This is a genomic window from Streptomyces sp. NPDC127129, assembly GCF_042671585.1.
Classification (GTDB): Bacteria; Actinomycetota; Actinomycetes; order Streptomycetales; family Streptomycetaceae; genus Streptomyces.
The window spans coordinates 178,211-205,133 of record NZ_JBHXTV010000010.1; the positions used below are offsets into that span (position 1 = coordinate 178,211).

General features: G+C 72.9%; 19 protein-coding genes. 6 read left to right on the forward strand and 13 right to left on the reverse strand.

Going from position 1 to position 26,923, the window contains the following annotated elements; translation table 11 throughout:
* Nucleotides 1-742: 742 nt before the first annotated feature.
* The 3 genes from ACFVGW_RS20755 (at nucleotide 743) to ACFVGW_RS20765 (ending at nucleotide 4,606) form a co-directional block, all read left to right on the forward strand.
* Nucleotides 743-1,450: a sensor histidine kinase gene (locus ACFVGW_RS20755; protein ID WP_385853016.1), complete on the forward strand. Its 708-nt coding sequence runs from the start codon at nucleotides 743-745 to the stop codon at nucleotides 1,448-1,450.
* Nucleotides 1,434-2,159 carry a LuxR C-terminal-related transcriptional regulator gene (locus ACFVGW_RS20760; protein ID WP_385853017.1) on the forward strand — a complete coding sequence of 242 codons (726 nt, stop codon included), beginning with the start codon at nucleotides 1,434-1,436 and terminating at the stop codon, nucleotides 2,157-2,159. The genes ACFVGW_RS20755 and ACFVGW_RS20760 overlap by 17 nt, the downstream gene beginning before the upstream one ends.
* A 476-nt stretch (nucleotides 2,160-2,635) precedes the next feature.
* Nucleotides 2,636-4,606: a BTAD domain-containing putative transcriptional regulator gene (locus ACFVGW_RS20765; RefSeq protein ID WP_385853018.1), complete on the forward strand. Its 1,971-nt coding sequence runs from the start codon at nucleotides 2,636-2,638 to the stop codon at nucleotides 4,604-4,606.
* Here ACFVGW_RS20765 and ACFVGW_RS20770 read toward each other — a convergent pair.
* The 9 genes from ACFVGW_RS20770 to ACFVGW_RS20810 form a co-directional block, all read right to left on the reverse strand.
* The gene (locus ACFVGW_RS20770) at nucleotides 4,593-5,912 is read right to left on the reverse strand and encodes an MFS transporter (protein WP_383288394.1); all 1,320 of its coding nucleotides are present in this window, start codon (nucleotides 5,910-5,912) and stop codon (nucleotides 4,593-4,595) included. The two genes, ACFVGW_RS20765 and ACFVGW_RS20770, sit on opposite strands and share 14 nt — an antisense overlap.
* On the reverse strand, nucleotides 5,909-6,724 hold the full coding sequence (locus tag ACFVGW_RS20775) for an alpha/beta fold hydrolase (protein WP_385853019.1): 816 nt from the start codon (nucleotides 6,722-6,724) through the stop codon (nucleotides 5,909-5,911). The genes ACFVGW_RS20770 and ACFVGW_RS20775 overlap by 4 nt, the downstream gene beginning before the upstream one ends.
* On the reverse strand, nucleotides 6,721-9,156 hold the full coding sequence (locus ACFVGW_RS20780; protein ID WP_385853020.1) for an amino acid adenylation domain-containing protein: 2,436 nt from the start codon (nucleotides 9,154-9,156) through the stop codon (nucleotides 6,721-6,723). Before ACFVGW_RS20780 ends, ACFVGW_RS20775 begins: the two co-directional genes overlap by 4 nt.
* Complete coding sequence (gene glyA, locus ACFVGW_RS20785; RefSeq protein WP_385853021.1) at nucleotides 9,153-10,616, reverse strand: serine hydroxymethyltransferase; 1,464 nt, start codon at nucleotides 10,614-10,616, stop codon at nucleotides 9,153-9,155. The genes ACFVGW_RS20780 and glyA overlap by 4 nt, the downstream gene beginning before the upstream one ends.
* Nucleotides 10,609-13,782, reverse strand: coding sequence for an amino acid adenylation domain-containing protein (locus tag ACFVGW_RS20790; protein ID WP_385853022.1), 3,174 nt, complete (start codon nucleotides 13,780-13,782; stop codon nucleotides 10,609-10,611). Before ACFVGW_RS20790 ends, glyA begins: the two co-directional genes overlap by 8 nt.
* A 358-nt stretch (nucleotides 13,783-14,140) precedes the next feature.
* Nucleotides 14,141-15,259, reverse strand: a complete 1,119-nt coding sequence (locus ACFVGW_RS20795; RefSeq protein WP_385853023.1) for a pyridoxal phosphate-dependent aminotransferase — start codon at nucleotides 15,257-15,259, stop codon at nucleotides 14,141-14,143.
* Nucleotides 15,256-16,176: a diaminopimelate epimerase gene (gene dapF, locus ACFVGW_RS20800; RefSeq protein WP_385853024.1), complete on the reverse strand. Its 921-nt coding sequence runs from the start codon at nucleotides 16,174-16,176 to the stop codon at nucleotides 15,256-15,258. The genes ACFVGW_RS20795 and dapF overlap by 4 nt, the downstream gene beginning before the upstream one ends.
* Before the next feature lie 75 nt (nucleotides 16,177-16,251).
* Nucleotides 16,252-16,938 (reverse strand): 2OG-Fe dioxygenase family protein, encoded by a 687-nt coding sequence (locus tag ACFVGW_RS20805; RefSeq protein WP_383223643.1) that lies wholly within the window; start codon nucleotides 16,936-16,938, stop codon nucleotides 16,252-16,254.
* Nucleotides 16,939-16,994: 56 nt separating this feature from the next.
* Entirely contained in the window at nucleotides 16,995-18,038 is a 1,044-nt protein-coding gene (locus ACFVGW_RS20810) for an iron-containing redox enzyme family protein (RefSeq protein WP_385853025.1), read from the reverse strand.
* A 246-nt stretch (nucleotides 18,039-18,284) separates the two neighbouring features.
* Here ACFVGW_RS20810 and ACFVGW_RS20815 point away from each other — a divergent pair, with 246 nt between their 5' ends.
* Genes ACFVGW_RS20815 through ACFVGW_RS20825 form a run of 3 tightly spaced genes read left to right on the forward strand, consistent with a single transcriptional unit; the run spans nucleotide 18,285 to nucleotide 21,004 of the window.
* Complete coding sequence (locus ACFVGW_RS20815; RefSeq protein ID WP_385853026.1) at nucleotides 18,285-19,463, forward strand: ABC transporter substrate-binding protein; 1,179 nt, start codon at nucleotides 18,285-18,287, stop codon at nucleotides 19,461-19,463.
* Nucleotides 19,464-19,466: 3 nt separating this feature from the next.
* Entirely contained in the window at nucleotides 19,467-20,177 is a 711-nt protein-coding gene (locus ACFVGW_RS20820) for a hypothetical protein (RefSeq protein WP_385853027.1), read from the forward strand.
* Between the two features lie 50 nt (nucleotides 20,178-20,227).
* Nucleotides 20,228-21,004, forward strand: a complete 777-nt coding sequence (locus tag ACFVGW_RS20825; RefSeq protein WP_385853028.1) for a class E sortase — start codon at nucleotides 20,228-20,230, stop codon at nucleotides 21,002-21,004.
* A 14-nt stretch (nucleotides 21,005-21,018) separates the two neighbouring features.
* On the opposite strand, the gene ACFVGW_RS20830 is transcribed toward ACFVGW_RS20825, so the two are convergent.
* The 4 genes from ACFVGW_RS20830 to ACFVGW_RS20845 form a co-directional block, all read right to left on the reverse strand.
* On the reverse strand, nucleotides 21,019-23,820 hold the full coding sequence (locus tag ACFVGW_RS20830; RefSeq protein WP_385853029.1) for a fumarate reductase/succinate dehydrogenase flavoprotein subunit: 2,802 nt from the start codon (nucleotides 23,818-23,820) through the stop codon (nucleotides 21,019-21,021).
* A gap of 88 nt (nucleotides 23,821-23,908) precedes the next feature.
* Entirely contained in the window at nucleotides 23,909-24,664 is a 756-nt protein-coding gene (locus ACFVGW_RS20835; RefSeq protein WP_383310918.1) for an ABC transporter ATP-binding protein, read from the reverse strand.
* Nucleotides 24,661-25,551, reverse strand: a complete 891-nt coding sequence (locus ACFVGW_RS20840; protein ID WP_385853030.1) for an ABC transporter permease — start codon at nucleotides 25,549-25,551, stop codon at nucleotides 24,661-24,663. Before ACFVGW_RS20840 ends, ACFVGW_RS20835 begins: the two co-directional genes overlap by 4 nt.
* Nucleotides 25,548-26,921, reverse strand: a complete 1,374-nt coding sequence (locus ACFVGW_RS20845) for an ABC transporter substrate-binding protein (RefSeq protein WP_385853031.1) — start codon at nucleotides 26,919-26,921, stop codon at nucleotides 25,548-25,550. The genes ACFVGW_RS20840 and ACFVGW_RS20845 overlap by 4 nt, the downstream gene beginning before the upstream one ends.
* Between the last annotated feature and the right edge of the window lie 2 nt (nucleotides 26,922-26,923).

Here is a 26,923-nt window from a genome sequence, read left to right on the forward strand (position 1 = left end):
GTGCGGCGGGAGGATCGTCCGGCGCTGCCACGGGGGGCCGCCGCGGTGTTCGGCGCGCGTTCGTCCGCCACTCGGTTCGTGTTCGGCGCCCCCTGGTACTCATGGGAAGTGGATATGCCGGGCCTTCGTCGCCGTCCGAGTTCTTTCGTCGGATTTGCCTGGCGGATCAATGGCGTGGAGAGGTCTGGATTCCGCGGGCGCGGCACTTGACGTCCTTTTGCCGGTACGGCATGATCATGACGATCTCCGGCCTTTCTCTCCGTTTTGCACCGACTGCGCGACGAGGGGGCCGGCGGAGGGGGAAGGGTATGGGGGAGGGGGAGACGTGTCCGACGCGTCGGCGCAGGGAAATCCGCGCCAAGGTCCTTGTGACGAAGACGGGGGACTGGTCGCGGAATTAGTCGCCCGCGAGCCCGAGTTGCTGGACGTCTATCGGAGCAGGCTGGTCGAGCAGCGGAATCCGATCGGGACGAATGTGGAAGTCTGGGATTCCGTATGTGCGCGGGTTCATGGAATCCTCTCCGAATGCCGCGCCGCACTGGGGAGCGGCGCCGCCGCGCCCCGCGAGGGCGGACCCGGGCCGGATCCGGCGCCACGCCGTCCGGGGGGAGCGTGGAGCGAACGGGGGACGGTACCGGTCCACGCCCTGCGTGCGGGGGCTGTACTGGTCCAGGTCGTCGCCGAGTTCCTGGAGCGGTCGCTCACCCGTCGGCCGGACGGCGAGCTGAGCGCCACACGACTCATGGCGACGCTCCAGGCGGCGGTCGCCCGCTCCCTGGAGAGCGATGCGGAGGGCCCCGACCTCCACCTTCTCGACCTCCTCCGGGAGTCCGCCCGGCAGAGTCGCGACGCGATGGCGAGAGAGATCCACGACCGCATCGGCAGCGCGGCCAGCCTGGCTCTGCGCCAACTGGAGCTCTACGAACTGACCCAGAACGTCTCCTCGGCGACCGACCCCCGCCTCGACAGCCTGAAGCAGGCCATCCTGGAGACGATGCACAGCACGCGGGACGTGGTGACCGAACTGCGGACCGGCGCACACTCCGCCGGCTCCCTCCAGGCGGCCCTGGCGGCCTTCGTCACGGCCATGGCCGTCGAGCGGCCCGTCGTCGAGATCCGGATCGAGGACTTCGGCGATCCGCTGCCCGGGGCCCTCGGCGAGCAGCTCTTCCTCGTCCTGCGCGAGTGCCTGCGCAACGCCCTGGCGCACGCCCGCGCGTCCCGGGTGACCGTCGACGTGCGGTGTGACGTACGCGGGCTGGACGCCCGGGTGAGCGACGACGGAGTCGGCCTGCCCGGGGAGTGGACGTTCGGCAACGGCCTGGCGTCCGTGGCCGAACGGATCCGGATCCTGGGCGGCCGGATGGAGATCGACAGCGCTCCGGGCGCGGGCACGACCCTCGCCTTCACGGTCCCGGCGGGCGAGGAGTGGCATGCGGACGCCCGATGAGACCAGGCCGCCGTGGCCGGGGGAGCCGATCCGCATCATCGCGGTCGACGACCACTCCCTGCTGCGCGACGCCCTCTGCCAGCTCCTCGACACGGAGCACGACCTCCGGGTCGTCGCCGAGGCGGACACGTCCGTGGGGCTCGGCGACCTCGTGGCCACCACCGGAGCGCACGTCGTGCTGCTCGACGTGGAGATGCCCCACCATCACGCCCCCAGTGTGGTCAGCGAGTTGACCGTGCGCTTCCCGCGTCTGCGGGTGCTGATGCTGTCCATGCACGACCACGGCCCGCTCGTGCACGAGCTGCTCGCCCGCGGGGCCCACGGCTATCTGCACAAGAGCTCGCCGCGTGACTCGCTGCTCTGCGCCATCCGCGGATCCATGGCACGTGACCCGCAGGTCATGATCGCCCTGCCCGGCAGGGCCACTCCGGAGACGGCCATCCGCGGGGCCGGCAACTCCCTCTCGCCCCGCGAGCGGGAGGTCCTCACCCAGGTCGCCGGCGCGCTGAGCAACCGGCAGATCGCCACCAGGCTGGGCATCACCGAGGCCACCGTGAAGCGCCACCTGCGGAACATCTTCGAGAAGCTCGGGGTGGCCTCGCGCATCGGTGCCGTGAACAAGGCGGTGGAGGCGCGCCTCATCGACCCCGCCGGGAAGGGCGCGCGGCCCCTGTCGGTACCGGAGCTGGTGTGCCGCCGGGTCATGTGACCGCGAAGGGCGGCCCGTACAAGGGCGATCGGCCTACTCCTTTCGGAGCATGCCCGATGCTCCCTGAAGGCCTGGTGTCGCACCGGTGTCCGGTTTAGATTCGGCCCATGCCTCGAGTGACGCCTCGCGAGACTCACCTGCCGGCACGCGGCGCGGATCCGGTGTCCGGCGCGTGTCATGGCCACAGCAAGGGCCTGTGCGGCCCGCGCTCGTGGCCGCCGCGCGCGTCCTGAGCGACCGGGCAGGTCTCCTGCCCGCGCCGGCCGCCTCCCGCGGACACACCGGCTCTTCATGAACAACGCGATACGCGGCGCAACTCGCCGCCTTCGCGCACCCCCGGGGCCCGAACGGCCACCACCGGGAACCGACATGAACAGCACGCGACCCTGAGGGGTGAACGGGACATGACCTGCACGGGGGCACCTCTTCGCATACAGCTCTTAGGGCCGATCCGGGCCTGGCGGCACGGTGAGGAAGTGGCGCTGGGCTCGCCCAAACAGCGGGCGGTCCTGAGCCTGCTGGCCAGCCGGGCGGGCGAGGTGGTGAGCGGGGACACCATCACCAGCGCCCTCTGGGGCAGCGACACCCCGCAGACGGCGGCCAACGGCGTCCACACCTATGTCGCCCGGCTGCGCCGCGCACTGGAGCCGGGACGCGGCAACAGGGCGGCCAGCACGGTGCTCTCCTCGGAGCCCGGCGGCTACTGCCTCCGGCTCGAACCCACGGACGTCGACGCCACGCTCTTCGTCGAACGCCACGGCCACGCCCGCAGATCACGCGAGGGCGGCAGCGCCGAGACGACGTTACGGCTGTACGAGGACGCCCTGGCGCTCTGGCGGGGCGAGGCGTACTCCGGAGTGCCCGGCCCCTTCGCCGCGATGGAGGGCGTCCGTCTGCGGGACCTGCGCCTCACCGCCGTCGAGGAGTGGGCGGCCGTCATGGTCGAGGCGGGCGAGCACGCCGAGGTGGTCGACGCCCTCTCCCGCGCGGCGGCCGAGGAGCCGCTGCGCGAGAAGCTCCGCTGGCTGCTGATGCTGGCGCTCTACCACGCCGGCCGCCAGGCACACGCCCTCGCCGTGTACACGGAGACCCGGCAGCTTCTGCGCAGGGAGCTGGGCATCGAGCCGGGGACCGAACTTCAGGACCTCCACCGGCGGATCCTCGCGGGACAGCGGGAGTTACGGCTCCCCGGCGGCGGCCTCACCCCCCGGCCCCGGGAGGGGCTCGGCGCCGGAGTCCCCTTACCGGCCCAGCTCCCGCCGGTGGCCCGTGGCTTCACCGGACGCGACACCGAGCTGAAGCAGCTGGAGGGTCTCCTCGACGACGAGTTCACGAGCCGGGCGACCCGGCCGAGCACTCCGGTGATCGTCGTCGACGGCCCCGCCGGGGTCGGCAAGTCGGCTCTCGTCCTGGAACTGGCCCACCGGCTCTCGGACCGCTTCCCCGACGGCCAGCTCTACGTCGACCTCTGCGGCAACGGCCTGCGCGGCAGGCCGCTCACCGCCTCCGACGCGCTGCTCCAGCTGCTCACCAGCCTCGGCGCCGACAGCACCCGTATCCCGCGCGACCTCGCCGGCCGGGCCACGCTCTACCGCAGCCTGCTGTACGGCAGACGGATGCTGGTCGTCCTCGACGACGCCCTGAGCGTGGACCAGCTCCGCCCGCTCATACCGCGCGGCGCGTCCTGCGTCGTCGCCACCAGCCGGCAGCGGTTCGGCGGACTCGCCGCCCGCGACGGGGCACGCACCCACACCGTGCGCCCGCTCGCCGTCGACGAGGCGGCGCAGCTGCTCACCGCCCTCTCCGCGGGCCGGCTCTCCCAGGAGCCCCGGACCGCACGGCGACTGGCGGCACTCTGCGGCGGACTGCCGCTCGCCCTGCGCATCATCGCCGAGGGGATCGCGGCCAACCCCGACGTCCCGCTGGCGACGCTGGTGGAGCAGTACACCCTGGAGAGCGGCCGGCTGGACCGCCTCACCGTGGGGGACGACGCCCTGGCCAGCGTCCGCGACGCGTTCGAGACCTCGTACCAGGCACTGCCCGCCGAGGCGGCGCGGATGTTCCGCTTCCTGGGCCTGGCCAAGGACGGACCGATCACCGGCACCGTCGCGGCGGCCCTCGCCGACACGGACCGCGACACCGCCCGGCAGCTGCTCGACACGCTCGTGGCCCACCATCTCCTGGAGGACCACGGGCATCGCTACCGCCTCCACGACCTCCTGGGGATCTACGCGGCGGAGTGCGCGCAGAGCGAGCCGGTGCTGAACCGGCGGGCCGCCCTCGCGCGCCTCGCGCAGGCGCAGCCGGTCGTCCTGGACGAGCGGCCGGCGGAGAAGGACCGGGGCGAGAGCTACGCCGTGGTGCTGCGCCGCGCCGCGGTGCTCCGCAGGGCCGCGTTCCGCCAGCACGACGACGTCACGCGGCCGACGGACCTCACCGCGAGGTGAGGGCTTCGTCCTCCGGCCCGGTCGGCATGGTGCGCAGTCCGCCGACCGGGGAGAGGAAGATCGGGATCAGCATCGCGGCCGAGAGCAGACCACCGATCCACAGGGCGCCGTGCAGCCCCGCCATCGCCGCGAGCAGACCGCCGACCGGGCCGCCCAGCGCACCGCCGCCGTACAGCAGCATGCGCATCGCGGCCGTCATCCGTCCCATCAGGTGCTGCGGGGTGATGGTCTGACGCAGACTCACGATGAGGACGTTCGAGACGCTCGCGCCGAAGTACTCCAGGAAGAAGGAGGCCACGAACAGGCCCACGAGCAGCCAGCGCGGGCCGCCCGCCGCCGGGACGAGCAGCGGGCCGAGGAAGATGACCGACACCGACACCCGGTAGGCGGTGCCCACCGACAGCCGGCGCACCACCGCGCCCGACACCAGCGCGCCCAGCAGCCCGCCCACGGCTGCCGCGCCCATGACGAAACCGACCGCGGCGGCGGACAGCTCCTTGTCGCGCACCGCGTACAGGAGGAACAGCGTCTGCACCATGGTGAGAAGGAAGTTGCAGGAGCAGCCGACCAGACCGATCGCCCGCAGCCACCGGTTGCCGAACACCCACCGCAGGCCCTCGGCGAGTTCCGCGCCCAGCCGGCGCTTCTCCGCAGGTGGCTCCGGCGCCGGCTCGGGCTTCCTGATGAGGATCAGCGACAGCACCGACAGGGCGTACGAGAACGCGTTGGCGGTCATGGCGAACGGCGCCGAGAACGCGCTCACCAGCGTGCCGGCGAGTCCCGGCCCGGCGATGTCCGCCGACGAAAGGGTGGCGTTCAGCTTGGTGTTGGCCTCCAGCAGACTGCGCCGGTCCTTCACCAGGACGGGGACGTACGACATCCAGCTGACGTCGAAGAGCACCGTCGCGATCCCGATGCCGAGCGCCAGGGCGTACAGCGTCGGCAGCGTCAGCAGGTCGAACTCGTACAGGACGGGCACCAGGCCGATCAGCACCATCCTGACCACGTTGGCACCCAGCATGACCGGGCGCTTGCGCATCCGGTCCACCCAGACGCCGAAGAGCAGCGCGAGGCCGAGGAAGGGAACGAGCTGGGCGAACCGCAGCATGCCCAGCTCCCCGGCACCCACACCGAAGACCAGGACCGCGGTCAGCGGAAGCGCGAGCTGGGTGATCTGGGTGCCGTACAGGGAGAGCGCCTCGCCCGTCCAGAACACCATGAAGTCCCTGTCGCGCCAGAGCGACCGAGGGGGGCCCTCCGCCTCGGCCGCGGGGGCCGGGGCGGTGGGCGTGCCATGCTCCGTCATGACGCGGTCGCCTCCCCCAGAGCCTGGTCGACGATGGCGCTGATGGCCGTGAGCCCCGCGCCCTGCCACACCGAGTGGTGGTCGCCCGGTGCCGTGCGCACGGAGAGCCGGCTCACGTACGGACTCCAGTCGAGCAGCCGCTCCACCGAGTCCTCGGCCTTGATCAGGATCGCCGGACCGTCGTGGACCGCGTCGAGACGGTGCTCGCGCATGGCCACGACATGCGTACGGAACAGGGCGTAGCGCTCCATCAGGAACTCCGCGTCGAACTCCTCCGGTACGGCCCCGTGGAGCTCGGCCGCCTCGAAGACTTCGGCCGGCTCCGCCCCCGGACGCACACCGGCCAGCGCCTTGTCGACGCCCGGGGCCCGGTCACGGGTCACGCCGAGGAAGTCGTACAGGAAGTAGCGGGCCAGCTCGTCGTCGGGCGGCACCGACTGCGTCCCGGGAAGCGCCGCGTCGACGATGACGAGCAGCGGCACCTCCTCCCCCTCGGCGGCGAGCAGCCGCGCCATCTCGTAGGCGACGACACCGCCCAGCGACCAGCCGAGCAGCTGGTACGGACCGTGCGGGCGGGCCGCGCGGAGGGACGCCGTGTGCAGCTCGGCCAGGGCCCGGATGGAGGTGAGGGGTTCGGAGGCGCCGTCGAACCCCGGTGCCTCGAAGCCGAACACCGGTTGCCCGTCCCGGAGCCGGTGCGCCATCGCCGAGTAGCAGAACGGCGAACCGGAGACCGGATGGACACAGTGGAGCGGGAGCCGGTCGCCCTCCGCCCGGAGGGCGACGAGACTGCCGACGGACGGTTCGATCACGGTGCGGACGCTCCGTTCGGGGTCGGTGCGGGCTGCGCGAGCCGCTCGTCGATGACGAGCGCGATGCTCCTGACGGTGCTTCCGCCGTACAGCAGGCGGACGTTCACCCTGATCCCGAAGTGCTTGTTGAGCCGGGTGACCGCACGCATGGCCTGGAGGGAGTTGCCGCCGACCGCGAAGAATCCGCTGTCCGCGCCGACCCGCGCGACGCCGAGCACGGCCGCGAAGATCCCCGCCACCGTCCTCTCGGTCTCCGTGGCCGGGGGCGCGTAGCTCTCCTCCGGCTCGCCCGGGTCGTCGGGCGGCGCCGGGAGGGCCTTGCGGTCGACCTTCCCGTTGGGCGTCAGGGGCAGCTCGTCCAGGACGAGCAGGCTGCTCGGCACCATGAAGCGGGGCAGCGACAGGGCGGCGTGCTCGGCGACCGTCTGCGGCTCCACGGTCCGGTCCGCCTCGGCGACGAGGTACGCGACCAGCCGCCGGTCGCCCGAACCGTCGGGGTGCGCGGTGACGACGGCCTCCCGCACGGTGTCGTGGCCGCGCAGCACGGCCTCGATCTCACCGAGTTCGATCCGCAGACCGCGCAGCTTGACCTGGAAGTCCGCCCTGCCCAGCAGTTCGATCAGACCGTCGGGCCCGTGGCGGGCGATGTCGCCCGTCCGGTACAGGCGCTCGCCCTGCACCTCGCCGCAGGACCAGTCGAAGAACCGCTCCGCCGTCTGCTCCGGCCGGCCGAGATAGTCCCGGGCCAGACCGATCCCCGCCAGGTGGAGTTCACCCGGAACACCGGGGGGTACGGGCCGGCGGTTCTCGTCGAGGATGTACGTGCGCTGGTTGGCCATGGGACGGCCGTACGGGATGCTCGTCCAGCGCGGGTCGGTCTTCACCACCTCGTAGATCGTCGAGTGGATGGACGACTCGGTGGCCCCGCCGAGGGCGACGAAGCGCAGGGCGGGGGCCTTCGCGCGGGCCCGGTCGGGCAGCGACACGGGGATCCAGTCGCCGCCGAGCAGGGCGAGCCGCAGATCGTCCAGCGGCCGCGCGCCGGTGCTCTCGAGATGGTCGACGACCATGTCGAGGAGGGCGGGGGCGGAGTTCCACACGGTGACCCGGTGCTCGGCCAGCAGGTCGGCCCAGTGCTCCGGGTCCTTCGCGCGCTCCGGCTCCGGAAGGATCACGGTGCCGCCTGCGGCCGTCAGCCCCAGGAACTCGTACACCGACATGTCGAAGCTGGGCGACGACAGGGCGAGGACCCGGTCACCGGGACCCACGCCGAAGCGGGTGTTGAGGTCCGCGATGTTGTTCATCACCCCGCGGTGGCGCAGGGCGATGGGCTTGGGAGCGCCGGTGGAGCCCGAGGTGTGGATGATGTACGCGAGATCCTCGGGCGTCGCCCCGCCCTCGGGGTCGTGCACGGGGAGCGCGGCGAGGACCGCCTCGTCCCGGTCGAGGAGCACCACGGGTGTGGCCGGGTCGATGTCCGGCAGCGGCAGGCTCTCCGCCGGCCCGGTCCGGCTGAGCACGACCGCGCAGGACGTGCCCGCGACCATGGTGGCGAGGCGCTCGCGCGGGTAGTCGGGGTCGAGCGGCACATAGGCGCCGCCCGCCTTGAGCACGCCGAGCACGGCGACCAGAAGCTCGGCGCTCCGGTCCAGGCAGATGCCCACGCGCCGGTCCGGGCCGACACCCAGGCTCCTGAGGTGGTGGGCGAGCCGGTTCGCCGCCTCGTTGACCTCGCGGTACGTCCGGGTCCCGCCGCTGCCCAGCAGAGCCGGGGCGTCGGGGGCCTCGGCGGCACGGGCCTCGAAGGCGGAGTGCAGGCACACGTCGTGCGGGAGGTCGGCCGCGGTGTCGTTCCACTCGACGAGCATCCGGCGGAGTTCGTCCTCGGGCAGCAGCCGCAGCTCCGCCACCGGACGCTCCGGGTCGGTCAGCCCGTCCTCCAGGAGCGTGCGGTAGGAGGTGAGGAGGCGGACGGCGGTGTCCCGGTCGAAGAGTTCGGGGGCGTACCGCAGCTCCGCGCCCGGCAGCTTGTCGTCCTCCTCGCCCGGGGCGTGCAGCACCAGCTCGAACTCGTCCTGCCCCGATCCGTCGACGGGCTCCCGCCCGGCCTCCGCGCCGAGGGCGAGCCCGGTGAGGGCCGCCGCCCCGGGGACGGTCCGGCTCAGCCGGACCGTCCCCGAAGCGGGGGTCGTGACGAGGAAGCCGAACGCGGCCTGACCGGTCCAGCGGTGGAGCAGCGCGGTGAACCCGGCCAGCAGCATCTCCTCCGAGGCGGAACGGGCCGACGGGCCCAGCGTCAGCCGGACGGAGTCGCTGCGGTCCGGAGCGGCTCCGGGCAGTCGCGGGCGGTCCGCCGGCAGCAGCGCGGGCGGCGCCGGTACGGGCGCCTGCGCATGCGCGGGAGGCGTCACGGGAGTGGTGTTCCGGCTCAAGACCTCTCTCCTGGCTCGCGGTCGGAGCCCTCGGCGGGGCCGAGGCCGGCGCCGAAGGGCAGGGGGTGGGCGCGGCAGAGGGCGGCCACCTCGGCCGCCACGCGGTCGCGGACCCCGGGGTCGGTACGGAACTCGGTGTCGCCGAGCACCGTCGTGGCCATGAGAACCTCGTGCAGCAGAGCCGCGCAGACCCGCATCTCGCCGGGACCCATGCCGCGTTGCGCCAGCACGTTCGTGCCCAGACGCAGACCGCTGGCGACGAGCGGGGCCTTGGTGTCCTTGGGGATGCGGTTGCGGTTGGTGAGGATTCCGACCGCCTCCAGGGCGCGTTCGGCGACGACACCGGTGATGCCGCGGTCGAACATGTCCAGGAGCACCATGTGGTTCTCGGTGCCGCCGGTCAGCACCCGGTAGCCGTACTCGGCCAGGGCGTCGGAGAGTGCCGCGGCGTCGTCGCGCACCAGCCGCATGGTCGCCCGGAACTCCGGCTCCGCCACCAGCTTGAGGGCGTGCGCCTTGGCGGCGACCGACGCCGGGCTCGGCGTCCCCTGGGACTGCGGGAAGACCGCGCGCTGCATCAGCCGGTCGAGCGGGGTCCGTCGGGAGTCCGGGCCGGGCGCCCGGTGCTCCGCGCCCATGAGGATCAGCCCTCCGCGCGGCCCGCCCAGCTGCTTGTACGTGCTGGTGGTCGTGACATGCGCCAGATCGATGGGACTGGGGTGCTCCCCGGCGGCCACCAGGCCGGCGATGTGCGAGATGTCGGCCACCAGATAGGCACCCACCGAGTCCGCGATCGCGCGGAACCGGGCGAAGTCCAGCGTCCGCGGATAGGCGCTGGCTCCCGCGATGAGCACCTGGGGGCGGTGGGCCAGGGCCAGTTCGGCCACCTGGTCGTAGTCGATGAACCCCTGGTCGTCGAGGCCGTAGTGGACGGCCCGGTAGTGGTGTCCGGTGACCGAGGCGGCCGACCCGTGGGTCAGATGGCCGCCGGAGTCCAGGTCGAGGGCGAGCAGGACCCCGCCCGGGGGCAGCAGCGCCGCCAGTACGGCCTGGTTGGCCGAGGAGCAGGAGTGCGGCTGCACATTGGCGTACCGTGCCCCGAAGGCGTGCTCGGCGCGCTCGACGGCCAGTCGCTCGGCGGCGTCGAACCGCCCGGCGCCGGGGTGGTAGCGGGCCCCCGGATAGCCCTCGGCCGTCACGTTCGACAGGGCGGCGCCGCCCGTGGCCAGGACGGCCGGGTTCGCGACGCTGGCGGACGCCACCATGGCGAGCGTCATGGCCTGCTCCTGGACCTCGCGGTCGAGGAGCAGGGCCAGTTCGGGGTCGGTCCGGTTCAGCAGCGCCACTCCCTGGTGCAGCAGCACGGCCTGCGCGGAGTCGTGGGCGGAGCCGGAACCGGAGCCGTTCTGGGAGGTGTGCGCCTGCGGGGACGGGATGGCCACCCGTGGGACCTCAAGCACGCGCGCCCGCCTTGGACTCCACCAGCGCGTCGATGGCGCCGGCGACGGTGGCGACGGTGGCGCCTCCGTACAGGGAGCGGACGTTGACCTTGACGCCGAAGTGCTTGTTGAGCCGGCTCACGACCCGCATCGCCTGCAGCGAATTGCCCCCCAGCTCGAAGAAGTTGCCGTCCGCGCTGATCTGTGTCATGGACAGTACAGCACCGAAGACCTCGGCCACCTTCTCCTCGGTCGCCGTCACCGGGGCGACGAAGCTGGCCGTCCCGTCGCCCGAACCCGACACCGGTGCGGGGAGCTTGGCCCGGTCGATCTTGCGGGCCGGGGTCAGCGGGAACTCCGACAGCTCCACCCAGCCCGTCGGCACCATGTACTCCGGCATCGTGCTGCCCAGGTGCTCACGGAGCTCAGCCACCGTCGGCGGGGTGTCGCCGAGGACCGTGTAGTACGCGACGAGCTGCTTCTCCCCGAAGTCCTCACGCAGCAGGACCAGGGCCATCCGGACCTTCGGGTGGGTCAGCAGGCCGGACTCGATCTCACCGAGCTCGATCCGCAGACCACGCAGCTTGACCTGGTTGTCGAGCCGCCCGATGAAGTCGATCTGCAGATCGCGGGTCCAGCGCACCAGGTCGCCCGTGCGGTAGACCCGGCCCTCGCCCAGGAACGGGTCCGGGACGAACTTCTCCTCCGTCATCTCCGGCAGGTTGAGGTAGCCGCGGGCCAGACCCTCGTCGCCGCCGATCAGCAGCTCACCCGGGACACCGACCGGCACCAGGTTGAACTCCTTGTCCACCACGTAGTGCAGACGGCCGAACTCGGGCCGTCCGATCGGCGGCGAGGACAGCCACTCCTTGTGCTCGCAGAGGTACTCGGTGGTCGCCACCGACGCCTCGGTGGGGCCGTAGAGGTTCACGAACTTGCGCCCCGGCAGGTTCCACTTGTTGACCAGCTCGGCCGGAAGCGCCTCCGCACCGCCCATGATGTACTTCAGGTCCGGGTACGGCCCCGCGTCCACCACCGAGAGGATCGCGGGCGAGAGGCCGGCGTACGTCACCCGCTGGTCACGGATGAGGGAGCCGAGGGACTCCGGGGACGAGGCGTCCTCCGGCGCCACGAGCACCAGGGCCGAACCGCTGATCAGGCCGGCGAAGATCTCGCCCTGCGACATGTCGAAGGTCAGCGCGGGCAGCTGCAGCAGCCGGTCCTCGGTGGTCCACTCGCCGAAGCTGCGCCGGTACGCCTCGATGAACATGCGCAGACCGCGCTGCTCGATCATCACGCCCTTCGGACGCCCGGTGGACCCCGAGGTGTAGAGGACGTAGATCAGGGACTCCGGCCGGGCCCACTCCTCCAGCGGCTCGTCGTCCGGCTGCGCCTCGATGGCGTCCCAGTCGGTGTCGATGTTGACGCTCGCCCAGCCGCACGACTCCGGCAGGTCGCCCACCGAGCCGGCCCGCGTGATGACCAGCGGGCTCTTGGTGTCCCGCAGCATGTGGTCCAGGCGGGCGTTGGGGTGCGAGGGGTCGATGATCGTGTACGCGGCGCCGGACACCATGACGCCGAGGATCGCGACCAGCGCGTCCAGGTCGCGGTCCATCGCGATGGCGACGACCTCCTCCTGGCGCACGCCCCGGGAACGGATGTACCGGGCGAGCTTGCCCGCCTTGCGCATCAGCTCGCCGTACGTCATCTCCTTGCCGCGGCAGACCGCCGCGACCAGCTCGGGGTTCTCCCCCGCGATCCGGGCGATCGTGGCGTGCACCGGCTCGGTCGGGTAGTCGAAGTCGGCGCCGCGGCCCACCTCCAGGAGCTCGGCCCGCTCCTCCTCGGCGAGCAGCGGCAGCGCCGCGACCGCGGTCTCCGGGGCGTCCGAGGCCGCGTCGAGCACGTTCTGGAAGTGCCCGATCATGGCCTCGACGCGCCAGCGGTCGTACAGGTCGGTCGCGAACTCGACGATCAGGCGCAGCCGTTCGGCGCCCTCCACGAAACTGAAGGAGAGGTCGAACCGGGAGCGCGAGGTCGCGAGCGGGATCGACTCGGAGGTCAGCCCGGCCAGCTCCAGGGAGTCGCCCGTCGCGGCCTCGCCGAGCAGCTGGCAGGCGATCTGGAACAGCGGGTTGCGCCCCGCGTCCCGCGTCGTCTGCACGCGGTCCACGACGTGGTCGAACGGCACGTCCTGGTTGTCGTACATGTCGAGGTTCGCGTCGGCGATGCGCTCCAGGAGCTCGGCGAAGGTGACATCGCCCGACAGGTCGCAGCGCAGCACCGTCATGTTGATGAACAGACCGACCACGTCTTCGAGTTCGGGGTCGGTACGGCCCAGCATCGGCACGCCGAGGGCGATGTCGTCCTGGCCGCTGTAGCGGCTCAGCACGACGTTCAGCGCGGCGGCGACCACCATGTAGAGGGAGGCGCCCTGCTCGTGCGCCAGGGCCCGGGCCTTCGTCAGCAGTTCGGCCGGGAAGTCGACCACGAAGGTCTCGCCGTTCTGCGTGGGCTCGGCCGGCCGCAGCCGGTCGGCGGGCAGTTCGAGCGCCTCGAGACCGGCCAGCCGCTCCTCCCAGAACTTCAGCTCCTCCTCCCACACCCCGTCGGCCCGCTGCTTGCGCTGGCGCTGGATGTGGTCGGCGTAGCCGATGGACAGCTCCTGCAGCGCGGGCGTCCGGCCCGCGGCCAGCTCCCCGTACGCCTGGGAGATCTCTCGGCTGACCACACCGCCGGACCAGCCGTCGGTGATGATGTGGTGGAAGCTCAGGCCGAGCACGTGGTGGTCGTCGGCCAGCCGGAAGAGCTGGAACCGGGAGATCGGACCGGCCGCCAGGTCGAACGGTGTGTCCGCCTCGGTCTGCAGCGCCTCGCGCAGCTCGTTCTCCGCCTCGTCGGGTGCGAGCCCGGACAGGTCCCGGAGCGGCAGCGGCCGGTCCTCGGCCGGCGAGACGACCTGGTAGGGGACGCCGTCGGCCGCGTGGAAGGTCACCCGCAGCTGCTCGTGGCGCTTCACCAGCAGGTTGAGCGCGCCCTCAAGGGCGGCCGTGTCGAGCGCACCGCGCAGCCGGTAGGCGAGGGGGACGTTGTAGGTGGTCTCACCGGGGCTCATCTGGTCGAGGAACCACAACTGCTCCTGTCCGAAGGACAGTTGGATGCGCGACTCGGCGGTGTGCATGCTCATCGTCACAGAACTCCGTTCGGCTGTTCACGGTGGTCGCCCAGCGGGCGCGGGGAAGCGACCCGGGCCCTCGCACCCCGGTGCGGCAGGAAGCGGGCAGGGCAGGTCGGGGCATGGCGGGGTAGGGCGGTGGCGGTACGGGAGAGGGAAGAGCGGGGCCGGAACCTGGTGGGCCGGGTGCGGCGGCCGTGGGTCGGCGGCCCGCATCGGGGCGGCCCTCCGGCGGCTCGGCCGGCCGGGAGGGCGCCCCGTGCGGTGGGGCGGTTCAGCGGTGGGGCGGTGGGGCGGTGGCGCGGTTCACCTGTGGTGCGGTTCAGCGGTCGTGCGGCTGTCGCAGGGGCGGGGCCGGGCGGTGGAGCGGTCAGGCGGCCGGAGCCGGCGCCTGCCCCGGGACGGGCGCCGAGGGTCTGAGGACCCGCTCCACGCGGCCCAGCCCCTCGGCCACGGCCTCCGCGGAGCGCGCGAAGCAGATCCGGAAGCCGTCGCTGGCCCCCAGCGTCTCGCCGGGCATGAGCAGCACGCCCAGGTCCAGGGCTCTGCGGCACATCGCCAGCGGTTCCTCGCCGGTGGTGAGCCAGAGCCAGGCGAACGGGGTGTCCTCGGGTTCCACGAGGGTCACCGCGTCCGCGTTGCGCCCGGCGAAGTCCCGTACGAGTCCGAGACCCTGGCGGGTGATCTCGCGGTAGGTGCGCAGATGCTCCTCGCGGTGGGCCAGGACGTCGACGGCCAGCGTCTCGCACAGCACCGAGTTGGAGATGGTGGACAGGAACTTGCGCCGGGCACAGAGCTCCACGACGTCCGGAGGGCCGTAGAGCCAGCCGACCCGGAGCCCCGGGAAGCCGTACACCTTGGAGAGGCTCGACACCGAGATCACCCGGTCGGCGCCCACGGCCGCGGAGCGCGAGAGGTCGAGCGCGTACTCCTCGTCGAGCAGCAGATGCGCCCCCGTGCGGGACGCCAGTGCGAGGAGACCGCGCAGGTCCTCCTCCGCGATGCGCCGACCGGTCGGGTTGCACGGGCTGTTGGCGACGATCAGCTTCACGTCCGGCCCGGCCGCCGCCTCGGCGGCCTCGATGTCGAAGCTGAGATCCGGCCGGAACCCGACGAGCTCCACTGTGCAGCCGAACTCGGGCGGCACGTCCCAGGACTGCTGCCAGCCCGGCCGGAAGGCGATCACCCGGGACCCCGGGGTCAGGAGTGCGGCGTACACGAGGTAGAGCGCCTGCTGCGCGCCCACGGTGACGAGGACCGACTCGGCCGAGCCGCCGTAGAGGCCGGCGACGGCGGTGCGCAGCGAGGCGAGGCCCCGGTCGTGTCCGTAGTCGAGTTCGAGCCCGGGCGGCACGTTGAGCGCGTCGAGACGTCCGGGGACCATGTTGCTGTCCCCGAGGTCGATGTCGAAGCGGCCGGCGGCGTCCTCGAAGACCCACTTCTGGATCGGATAGTCGCGCGACTCCGGCGCGTACGAGGAGAGAGTCACCGTACGGTCCCCGAGGTCGCGTCCGCCGGAACGGTCCGGTCGAGCCGGGCGCGGAGGGCCGGTGCGAAGGAGCCGGCGGCGACCTGCTCGGCGTCGCCGGTCATCGTGACCGCGCCGTCCTCGGCGACGGTGATCTCCACACTGCCGCCCGGCATCCTGACCTCCACCCGGGCGTCGCACAGCCCCAGTTCGCGGGCGGCCGACACCGCGGCGCAGGCACTGCTGCCGGACGCCGTCACATATCCGGCACCCCGCTCGAAGACCTCCAGCTCCATCACGGACCGGTCCGCCATCCGCGCGAACTGCACGTTGGTGGCGTTCGGAAACCGCGGGTGCCGGGCGATCCTCGGGCCGAGCCTGCGGGCGAGGTCCGCGGACGGGGCGTCCACCAGGACCACGGTGTGCGGATTGCCGTTGTAGACGGAGGTGACGGTCAGCTCCTCGCCGTCCACGGCCAGCGGCACGCGCACCGCCCGGCCGCCGTACGGTGCGCCGTCCTCCCGGAGCAGGGGCAGATCGGCGGCGTCGAAGCTGGGACGGCCCATGCCGACCTCCACCCGGCCCTCGGCGGCGTCGACGACCCGCACGGGGCAGTCGCCGGCGGCCGTACGGAGGGTGAACTCGCGCCCGTCGGACCAGGCGCCGGCCTCCTGCGCGGCGAGGTGGAGCGCGAACATCCGCAGACCGTTGCCGCTTCTGCCGCAGTCGGACCCGTCGGAGTTGTACAGGTCGAGCTGGACCGGAACACCCGGGCGGGGCGTCTCCAGCGGTCCGTACAGGACTCCGTCCGCCCCGATGCCCCGGTGCCGGTCGCAGACCAGCCGGATCGCCTCACGGGTCAGGGGGAAGTCCGTGCTGCGGGGGTCGATCACCAAGTAGTCGTTGCCTGCTGCCTGGTATTTGTAGAAGTCGATCACGGGATGATCTCCCTTGGCTGCTGGGCGCGGCGCCGCCCCGAGGCGTGGTGCCTCACCTCGGGGCGGCGCCCGGGATCACTGCTCGGAGAGCGCGGCGGCGTCGTGCTCCTCGCCGTACCACTTCTCCGCCCACCGGGAGAAGGCGATGATCACGATGTCGCGGTGGCCCGGACCGCCGTCGGCGGAGAGCACGTCGGTGACGTCGTGGGCCAGCTCCCGGTCGTCCAGGAGGACCGCCTGACCCGGCTCGAGCGTCCCGCTCCAGAAGGGCTCGTCGGCGCCGGGGTTCCACAGCCGGGTGGTGCCGCCGGCCACGTTGACCTTGTTGAGGATCGCGATCATCACGAACTCGTGGCCGTCGTGGTGCACGCCCTCGGGCGTGAGGGGGCCGGGCTTCTCGCCGTCGGCACGGGTCCGGTTCTGGTGGACGTTGATCTGCCAGTCCTCGGACCGGTCGAGTCCGAGCTCACGGACGCCGTGCTCGATCAGCGGGGTGAAGTCCACCTTGATCGGCTCGTAGACGCGGCGGATGCCGCCGCCGACCGAGTTGAACTTCTTGTACGTCGTGTAGTCGCGGTGCGCGAGGCGCTCGAACGACCACGCCTCGTCGCCCTGCGGGCGGAGGCGGTACTGCGAGAAGCGCTTGAAGCGGGTGCCGTTGCCCATGTACTCGTCGACCGGGCAGTCGTCGTAGCTCGGCAGGATGTCGGCCGAGACCTCCGGCAGGTCGATGATGACGAAGCGTTCGCTGCCAAGGGCCATGATCTCTCCTCCAGAAAAGGGTGGTGTCGTCGGAGTCGGACGAAGAGCGTCCGGCGTCAGGCGGCGACGGAGGGCATGCGCTCGTCCAGGTAGGCGGCAGAGGAGTTGAGCCGCCACAGGATGCCGCGCGCGATGGCACGCCGCATGTCCGCGGACTCGGCGGCGGGCAGCACCACGTTGTGGAACCAGCCCTGCGCGTGCTGGGAGTCGATCGTGATGTGCAGCTTGTGGTAGACGATGCCGACGTCGGGCAGGCCCAGGCGCTCCCAGGCGTGCACGACCTGGACGAAGCGGTCCGGCGCCATCCACTCGGTCATGCCCAGGAAGCCCACGGCCTCCGGGTAGAGCGTGCGGTGACGGCAGAGCATGACCGCGAGGTTGCCGTTGAGCAGCGAGGTGGCGGTGAGCGAGCGGGCGAGCTCGTCCTCGGAGATCTCGAAGACCTCGTAGATCTTGTTGAAGAGGTGGGTGTGGACCTCCTCGGGCTTGCCGTTGCCCATCTCGTCCCAGAAGTTGGCCGCGATCTCCATCTTCGCCGGGCCGGCGGTGCCCACCTGCATCATGGCGAGCAGGTCGTCGAAGCGACCGTCGACGACGGACTCCTGCATCACGTAGTTCCGCAGGTCGTCGTGCGTGGCCGTGTTGCGGATGAACTCGTGGTAGTAGGGGTGCTTGTACACCCGGTGGCTGCGCGCGGTGTTCTTGAGCCAGGTCAGGTACTCCCGCGGCTCGGTGGGCGCGTCCTCGAGCAGGCCCGGCTCGATCAGCCGGTCCTGGGCGGCCGCGGTGGCGGTCTCCAGGAGGCGGGCTATCTCGTAGACCACGACGGAGCCCTCGGCGCTCTGCTGCTGCGGGATCTTCGTGTACAGCTGGTAGATCCGGTCGAGCAGGTACTGCTGCGCGTACAGGGCGCCCATGTCACCCCCGGCAGCGGCGTTGTTGATGTCGGCCACCTCGCCCAGGACGCGGCTGCGCTCGCTGCCCGACAGAGCGTCGACCTTCTCAGGAGCGGAACCGAGCCATGCGCACACCCTGTCCACGGTGGACAGGAACGGGTCACCGGATACGGTCAGACCCTTGGAGCCGCCGACTTCAGGCATGTGTTTCCCCTTGGATTCACTGGACGAATCAGATTTCCGACGAAGGCCTGCCGTACCAGACTTGCGGCGATACGTTCTTGCTGGGCCGCGTGGGCGGCGGGCGTTGCCATTCTGCAAGGGGCCCGCTGGACGGAATATGTACGTGCTCTGTACGACGGGACGGGGCGCCGGAACCGGCCGGTGAGCGGCTCGGTTAGGCTCGGCGCCCGAACGCCCACCGGATCCTCCGTCGGGAGACGTCACCGCATGAACACGCCACCATCACGGTCCGGAGCAGCGCCGGCCGACGGGTCCTCCGTCCGGATCGGGGCACTCGTCCCGCTGTCCCGGCCCGGCTGGACCGAGGCGGGCCGGCACCTCCTCGCCGGGCTCGAACTGGCCGTCCAGGACGTCCATGCCGCCGGCGGCGTCGGCGGGCGCCCGATCGAGCTGGTGGTCCGGGACACCGCGGCAGATCCGCGGAGGGCCGAGGCGGCCGTGGACGAACTGGCCCGTCTGGGCGTGGCCGCCGTGGCGGGGGAGTACCACAGCGTCGTCGCGCGCGCCGCAGCCGCGCGGGCGGACGCTCTCGGCGTTCCGTTCCTCTGCTCGTCGGCGGTGCTCGACGCGCTCACCGAGCAGCCGACGGAACGGGTCGCGCGCCTGGCCCCGCCGCAGTCCCACGGCTGGCGGACCTACGCGGACTTCCTCCTCGGCGCCGGACACAGCCGCATCGCCGTGGCAGCCGAGCCGAGCGTCTACTGGGCCTCCGGAACGCGCGTCCTCCGGGACCACCTCGCCCCGCGCGGCGGCACCGTCGTCGAACTCGACGCGCGCGAACTCGCGCCCGCGGCGGTGTGCGACCGACTCGTCGGGCACGGCGCGACGGCCCTCCTCCTGCTGGCCGGCATCCCGGAGCCGGCCGTGTCGATCGTGAAGGCCGTCCGTCGCGACCGGCGCCTCGCCGACCTCCTGATCGGCGCCCCGGCGGGGCAACCGGAGTTCGCCGGATGGACGAGGCTCCTCGGCGAGAACGGCGCCGCGATCCCGTTCCTGCGCTACCTGCCCGAGCGCCTCGGCCCACTCGGCGCCCGGGTCGGGTCGGCCCTCCGCGAGCGACTGGACGAGGCGCCCTCCTTCGTGGCCTTCGAGGGCTACGACACGATCACCGTGCTCGCCGAGATGCTCCGCTCGCACGGCGTCGCGCACGGCACGCACGGGGGGTACGCCGCCGACCGGACGCGCATGACGGAGACCTGGCCGCGCGTCGCGGTCGAGGGCACCCGCGGGACGATCCGGTTCTCCCGCACTCCGGGCGTGGGCGTGTGGCAGTGGGACCGGGCACCGATCCAGGTCGTCGACCGGGATCCGGAGGATCCCGACCGCTTCCGGATCCTCCACACCGCCCGGGACCGGGCGGCCGTGACGGACGGCGACGGAGAGTAGCGCGTGAACGGGACGAGCGGGGCCGAGCCCCCGTACGGAAGCCTGCGCGTCGAGGCGGACCTCGCGCCCGCGCGCTGGCTGGCCGAAAGGCACCCCGGGTACGGCGATTTCGGGACTGTCGCCGGAGTCGCCGCGCCCGGCTTCGCGGCGTACGCGCGTCTCCTCCACCCGGCGGGCCTCGACGACCGGCCGGTGCGCTGGGAGACCGTCGCCGCCGCCCACGGGCGTCGCGTCGCGGCGCTGACCGACTGGTACGAGGTCATCGGAGCGGACCGGTTCTACCAGAACGCGCAGGAGTACGGCCTGCCCGGCGTCTGGGACGAGCACCCCGCCGAAGGCCCCACGCCCGTCGGGGTCGCGCAGGTCCTGGCGCCCGTCCTCGCCCGGCACACCGCCACGCCGGAGCGGTGCTGGTTCGGCCTGTGGGAGGGGTACGGCCGGCGGGAGTGGGCCGGGACTCCCACCTTCCCGACTCCGGAACGGGACGAGATCCTGCTCTCGGGACCGCTGACCGACGTCCTGACCCCGGAGCGTGCCGACCCGTTCACGGAACTCCCCGACCTGTGGTGGCCGCAGGACCGCGTCTGGTGCGTCGGCGGTGACGTCGACCTGGTCTCCACCTACGTCGGCGGTTCCGAGGAGTTGATCGGCGAGCTGCTCAGGACGCCCGGACTGGAGACCCATCGCGTGGCGGCCGGGGACCGCGTCGGCTGACCGCCCGCGCCCGGGGTGCCGGGGCGGCGCGCGTGGGCGATCCTGGGGGTATGGGTGCCCAACGTCGCGGGCCCCTGCGCAAGGGCCCGCCGAAGGGCCGGGGCGTGCACCGCGCTCTGGCCGTCGCCGCCGTGGGCGTGGTCGCCGCGATCGTCGCGGCCGTCGCCGCGCTCGTGGGCGGCAGCGGCGGGACGTCCGCCGACGTCCGCAGCACGACGGGCACCTCCGTCGACGCCCGCGCCCCGGCCCAGGTCCCCGCCGTCCCCCCGGCCCCCGAGGCCGCGCCACCGCCGCCCTCGGAGCCCTCACCGCGGCCCCCCGTCGCCGCCGAGCTGTCCATACCGGCCATCGGCGTCGAGGACCTCGACGTGCTGCCGTACGAAGGGACGACCGACGACGCGGCGGGCACCCGGATCCAGGACCGCGGGGTGGCCGCCAGCCCGTACGGCGAGCGGGGCGGCGTCGGACCGGGGGACGTCGGCAACTACCTGGTGACCGCGCACCGGCTCTCCGCCGGCGGCCCGCTGCGGGCGCTGCCCTCGGTCGACGTCGGCGACAAGGTGTACGTCACCGCCCGGGGCACCGTGTACACGTACGAGATCGTCGAGACGCGGTCCACCTCCTTCCGCTCGGCCGGCTCACTCGCCGAGCAGCGGGCCGCCGTGCCGGGAGAACCGGGGGAGAAGCCCACCCGCGCCATGATCACCCTCTCCACCTGCGCGACACCGGAGGACGACGCCGCGGGCAACTTCTGGCGTGACGCCCAGGGCAACCCCGAGCACCGCATCGACAAGATAGGCGTCCTGACCTCGGAGCGGCCCGCCTAGGACCTCGTGCCCGCCTAGGACCTCGTGCCCGCCGCGGGCGTCGTGCCCGCCACGGGGGCCGTCGGCGGCGCCGGGCGCGACAGGGCGCGGGAGGCGTGGGCGCGGACGTCGGCGTCGGGATCGGTGACGGCCGTGGCGAGAGCGGCACGGGCCTCCGGGTCGGTGCGATGGGGGTGGAGCGAGAGGACCGCGGCCTTGCGGACGTCCGCGTTCGGGTCGGCCACGGCCTTCGCGAGCGCGGGGACCGCCTGCCCGGCCGCCGCGGCGCGGAGCGCCGTCGCGGCACCGGCCCGTACCTGCCAGGCGGAGGCGGCGAGCGCCGCGGCGGCGGACTCCGCGTACGCGGGCGGGCAGCCGGTGACGGCGAGCGCGGCGAAGGCGGCGCCCCTGACCAGCGGATCCGGGTCGTCCAGCAGCGGGAGCAGCGGATCGGGGGCGGGTGTACGGACGGCCGCCAGGCCGCGGGCCACGGCGACCCGGACCTCGCGGGCGGCGTCGGCGGCGGCCACCGCCAGCTCCGGGACGGCGTCCACCGCGACCAGACCGCGGACGGCGTGGATCCGTACGCCGATGTCCGTGTCGGTGAGCGCCCCTGCGTACACGGCGGCGTCGCCGAGGCGCTGCGCGCGCAGGACCTCGAGCGCGGCCGAGCGGACGACCGGGTCGGCCTCGCCGAGCGCCTCCCGCAGCGCCACCCCCAACTCGGCGTCCGCGGGCAGCACTTCGACCAGCTCGCGCAGGGCGCCGGCGGCGGCGTGCCGGACCTGGGGCGCGGTGTCGCGGAGCCGTGCGGCCAGCGCGGGCCCCGCCCCGGCCGGCACGGTCTCCCCGAGGGCCGCGACGGCGGCCGACCGGACGGCCGGATCGGCGTCGGTGAGGTAGGGGCCGAGCGCGGCCAGATCGGGGGACTCCTCGGCGAGGGTGAGCAGGCGCAGCAGCGCCGGGCTCGGTCCGCCCGCGGCGCCTCCCGTCCCCGGAACCGGTTCCGCCGCCACCGCCTGAGCCGCCCTCCCGGCCGCCGCCGGGGCGGCGTCCCGCCTGCCCGCCGTGGCCGTCGGCACCAGCGTCACCTCGCCGAGCCACCGCTCGGGCCCGGCCTCCGGCGCGAACTCCGGGACGGGAACCACGTACGGCTCGATGGGCCGGGCCGTGAACTCCATCGCTCCGGACGGCGACTTGCGCAGATCGATGTGGTGCAGCCAGCCCGAGTCGTCACGCTCCGGGTGGTCGAGCCGCTCGTGGTACAGGCCCCAGCGGGACTCGGTCCTCGCCAGCGACGCCCGCGCCGCCATCTCCGCGCAGTCCCGGATGAACGACACCTCGGCGCACCGCATCAGCTCGTGTGCGGTACGGGCGCCCAGCCCCTCGATCTCGCGCGACATCCGGTCGAACGCCTCGACCGCGAGCGACAGCTTCGCCCCGGTCTTCGGCGGCGCCACGTAGTCGTTCACGAACCGCCGCAGCTTGTACTCCACCTGCGGCTGCGGCGGCCCGTCGGGGTGGCGCAGCGGGCGGTAGACGAGTTCATGGGCAGCGGCGAGCTGGTCCTGCGGCAACTCCCCCTCGTACGACCGGTACCGGGCCGCGTCCTCCCCGGCCAGGTCCCCGAAGACGAAGGCCCCGATCATGTAGTTGTGCGGTACGCAGGCGAGGTCGCCGGCCGCGTACAGCCGGGGCACGGTCGTGCGGGCCTGCGCGTCCACCCGTACGCCCGAGGCGGAGTGCCCGCCGCAGAGCCCGATCTCCGAGATGTGCATCTCGATGTCGTGCGTGCGGTAGTCGTGCCCGCGCCCCTCGTGGAACGTGCCGCGGGTGGGGCGCTCGGTCGTGTGCAGGATCGACTCGACGGCGCTGATGGTCTCCTCGGGCAGATGACTGAGCTTCAGGTACACCGGGGCCCGGTCCGAGGCGAGTTCGGCCGCGAACTCGGCCATCATCTGTCCCGACCAGTAGTCCGACTCCACGAACCGCTCGCCGTGCCGGTTCACCTGGTACCCGCCGAACGGATTCGCCACGTAGGCGCAGGCGGGCCCGTTGTAGTCCTTGATCAGCGGGTTGACCTGGAAGCACTCGATGCCGGTCAGGGCCGCACCCGCGTGGTACGCCATCGCGTAGCCGTCACCGGCGTTGGTGGGGTTCTCGTACGTCCCGTACAGATAGCCGGAGGCGGGCAGTCCGAGCCGACCGCAGGCACCCGTCGCCAGGATGACGGCCCCGGCCCGTACGGTGACGAACTCGCCGGTGCGCGTGTTGAACCCGGCCGCCCCGACGGCCCGCCCGTCCTCGGGGTGCGTGAGCACCCGTACCGGCATCACCCGGTTCTCGATCCGGATCCGCTCCCGCATCTCCCGCCGCCGCAACTGCCGGTAGAGGACCTTCTTGACGTCCTTGCCCTCCGGCATCGGCAGCACGTACGAGCCGGAGCGGTGCACCTGCCTGACCGCGTACTCGCCGTGCTCGTCCTTCTCGAACTTCACCCCGTACGACTCCAGGCGCTGGACCATCGCGAAGCCGCGGGTCGCGGTCTGCCGGACGGTGGACTGGTCGACGATGCCGTCGTTGGCGCGGGTGATCTCGGCGACGTAGTCGTCGGGCTCGGCCCGGCCGGGGACGACGGCGTTGTTGACCCCGTCCATGCCCATGGCCAGCGCGCCGGAGTGCCGGACGTGGGCCTTCTCCAGGAGCAGCACGTTCGCGCCGCGCCCGGCCGCCGTCAGCGCGGCCATGGTGCCGGCGGTTCCGCCGCCGATGACGAGGACGTCGCAGGACAGCTCGGTCGCGTCGGCGAGGTCGGGGATGGCCAGAGGGGTGTCCACGGGAAGCCTTTCGGGAGCCTTCGGGCGGGGGCAGGGGCAGGGGCAGGGGCAGGGGCAGGGGGTGCCGGGGATCGGGGAGTTGCCGGGATCAGAGGGAGGCGAGGACGCGGCGGCGCAGCTCGGCCGTGGCGGGCGACTGCCGCGCGTCGCGCCGGCGCGGCTCCGGAACGTCGAGAACCTGGCCGGAGGGCAGCAGGGCGACCCGGTCGCCCAGGTGGAGGGCCTCGTCGACGTCGTGCGTGACGAAGACGACCGTGGCGCCCGTGCCCCGCAGGATCTCCACGAGGAGGTCCTGCATGCCCGCCCGGGTGTGGGCGTCGAGCGCGCCGAAGGGCTCGTCCATCAGGACCGCGCGGGGCCTGCCGACCAGCGCGCGGGCCAGCTGCACCCGCTGTCGCTGACCTCCGGACAGCTGGTGCGGCAGCTTGGCCGCGTGGTCGGCGAGGCCGACCCGTTCCAGCCAGTCGGCGGCGGACCGGCGCCGCTCGGCACGCGGCACCCGGCGGATCGCCAGGGGCAGTTCCACGTTGGCGCGCACGGTACGCCAGGGCAGCAGCGCGTCGTCCTGGAAGACCAGCGCGCGGTCGGCGGCAGGTCCCTCGACCGGCTCGCCGTCGTGGGTCACCCGTCCCTCCAGCGGGGCGAGCAGACCCGCGAGGGTGCGCAGCAGGGTCGACTTGCCGCAGCCGGACGGGCCGACCACGGCCAGCAGTTCGCCGGGCTCGACGCGCAGTTCGGCGGCGGCGAACACCGTCGCACCGTCGGCGTGACCGAGCCGTACGTCGTGCAGGGCGAGCTCCGCCCCGGCTCGCGCGGGCGCGACGCCCGGGGGCGCGCTGCTCATGAGACCGACTCCTTCTCGACGACGGGTGCGGATGCGGATGCGGATACGGGCGCCGAGGCGACGGCCGTACGGGAGGCGGGACGGCGGGGCGCCGTGCGCGCCGCACCGGCCGCCGGGCGCGCGGCCGGGCGCGGCAGCCAGGAGGTGACGCGGCGGCCGAGGAGCTCCACGGCCGTGGAGGTGAGCCAGCCCAGGGCGCCGATGGTGGCCATGCCGACGAAGACGCCCGGATAGTCCACGACCGTGTAGTCCTGCCAGGTGCGGTATCCGACGCCGTACTCGCCGGAGATCATCTCCGCGGAGATCACACAGATCCACGCGACGCCGATGCCCACCGACAGGCCGCCGAAGATCCCGGGCAGCGCCCCGGGCAGCACCACGGAGAACAGCACCCGCGTCCGGCCGCCGCCCATGGTGAGCACGGCCTCCTCCCACACCGGGGTGAGGGCGCGCACCGCGTGCCGGGTCGAGACGAGGACCGGGAAGAAGCCCGCGGTGAAGGTGATGAACACGATGCCCTGCTCGTTGCTGGGCAGCAGCAGGATCGCGACCGGCACCAGGGCGATGGCCGGCACGGGCCGCGCCACCTCCAGGATCGGGCCCAGGAGATCCGCGGCCCACCGGGAGCGGGCGACGAACGTGCCGACCGCCACTCCCGCCACCGAGGCCAGCAGGAACCCCACCATGATCCGGCGCAGGCTGTGCCCGAGGTCCTGCCAGTACACGTCCGTGCCGACGCGGTCGGCCGCGGCGGAGGCCACCTCGCCGACCGTGGGGAACTGCTCGAACCGCAGCCACAGGTTGACGTCCAGGGAGGTCAGCAGCTGCCACAGGCCGAGTGCCGCGCCGAGCGAGACCGCCCGCAGCAGCCACCGTCCCGCGCTCATGACGCCAGGCCGACGGCGGTCGCGTAGGCGACGACCCGGGATCCCGGGTGCGTGCCGACGTACGCCTGTGCGCCGGACGGGGTGACGAAGGCCCGCAGGTCGGCCCCGTCGGCGACCCACACCGCCTTGTCGGCGAACCACGGGGTGCCGGTCACCGCGTCGGGGACGTACGCGGCCCGCACATCCGTCGCCTTCGCCGCCCCGACCGCCTTCAGCAGGGCCTTCGGGCTGTCGAACGTACGCGTGGCGGTCTGCCCCTTCAGCCACAGTTCGGGCTTCGCGCCGGCCGCCTTCGGGTACGAGGGAGCCTGCGCGGCCCGCTCCAGCGGGGCCCGGTCGACGAAGGCGTCGACGTCGACGTCGCCCACCAGCTTGGCGGCCTTCAGCACCGGCACGTCCTTCTTCAGGGCGTCGATCAACTCAGGCCGGAGCGCGGGGTCGAAGGTGGCGATGCCGTTGGCGCCGTTGTAGAGGTAGACGACCTCGGCGGGCAGCCCGGTCTCCTCGGCCACCGACTCGGCGGCGGCGACCGGCTGTTCCCGCAGATGGTCGGTGGCCCGCCGCTGCGCCTTCAGGAAGTCGTCGAGGATTCCCGGACGTTCCCCGGCGAACTTCTCCCGGACGGTGACTCCGTGGAAGGTCGGCAGGTTGAGCTCGGCGCCGTCGTACACCGCCCTGGCACGGCCCTGGTACGCCAGCAGCCCGGGCCAGGCCACGAACTGCGACAGGGCGTCGGCGCTGCCGGCGGCCAGCGCGGACGCGCCGACACTGGGCTGCTGGTTCAGCTTCCGTATGTCCTTCTCCGGGTCGAGCCCCGCACGCTGCAGAGCCCGTACCAGAGTCCCGTCCGCCGCCGAGCCGACGCTGGTCGACACCTTCTTGCCGCGCAGGTCGGTGAGCGACCGTACGGCGGAACCGGGCGCCGTGACCACGGTGTTGAGGCCGCCCCGGAGGTTGTAGCCGGTGACCGCGACCAGCCGGGTGGGCTGCCGCAGCTGCTTGCCCCGGGCCGCGTTGATGAGCAGCGGGAAGTCGCCCATCGAACCGATGTCGATCTTCCCGGCTGTCATCTGGGCGGTGATCGGGGCGCCGGTCGCGTAGTCCTGCCACGCGACCTTGTAGGTGACGCCGTCCTTCTTCCCGCGCGCCGCGAGCTCCTCCTCGAAGTAGCCGAGCGAGCGCAGCAGGGTGCCGGCGGTGACGGTGTTGATGGTCTTCGACTGGTAGCCGACGGTCACCGTGACGGTGCGCGCGCCGGCCGTGTCGTCGGCGCCCGCAGCGCCGCCGCAGGCGGAGACGAGGAGAGCCGCGAGGGAGAGGGAGACGAGCCGGACGGGGGAACGGGTCGGGAGAGCGGGGGTGCCGGGCATGG

Bases quoted from the DNA above. Each gene is read 5' to 3' on its own strand.
- ACFVGW_RS20755 (WP_385853016.1), top strand. From the start codon at position 743: ATGGCGACGCTCCAGGCGGCGGTCGCCCGCTCCCTGGAGAGCGATGCG.
- ACFVGW_RS20760 (WP_385853017.1), top strand. From the start codon at position 1,434: ATGCGGACGCCCGATGAGACCAGGCCGCCGTGGCCGGGGGAGCCGATC.
- ACFVGW_RS20770 (WP_383288394.1), bottom strand. From the start codon at position 5,912: ATGACGGAGCATGGCACGCCCACCGCCCCGGCCCCCGCGGCCGAGGCG.
- ACFVGW_RS20790 (WP_385853022.1), bottom strand. From the start codon at position 13,782: ATGAGCATGCACACCGCCGAGTCGCGCATCCAACTGTCCTTCGGACAG.
- ACFVGW_RS20805 (WP_383223643.1), bottom strand. From the start codon at position 16,938: ATGGCCCTTGGCAGCGAACGCTTCGTCATCATCGACCTGCCGGAGGTC.
- ACFVGW_RS20810 (WP_385853025.1), bottom strand. From the start codon at position 18,038: ATGCCTGAAGTCGGCGGCTCCAAGGGTCTGACCGTATCCGGTGACCCG.
- ACFVGW_RS20815 (WP_385853026.1), top strand. From the start codon at position 18,285: ATGAACACGCCACCATCACGGTCCGGAGCAGCGCCGGCCGACGGGTCC.
- ACFVGW_RS20825 (WP_385853028.1), top strand. From the start codon at position 20,228: ATGGGTGCCCAACGTCGCGGGCCCCTGCGCAAGGGCCCGCCGAAGGGC.
- ACFVGW_RS20835 (WP_383310918.1), bottom strand. From the start codon at position 24,664: ATGAGCAGCGCGCCCCCGGGCGTCGCGCCCGCGCGAGCCGGGGCGGAG.
- ACFVGW_RS20840 (WP_385853030.1), bottom strand. From the start codon at position 25,551: ATGAGCGCGGGACGGTGGCTGCTGCGGGCGGTCTCGCTCGGCGCGGCA.
- ACFVGW_RS20845 (WP_385853031.1), bottom strand. From the start codon at position 26,921: ATGCCCGGCACCCCCGCTCTCCCGACCCGTTCCCCCGTCCGGCTCGTC.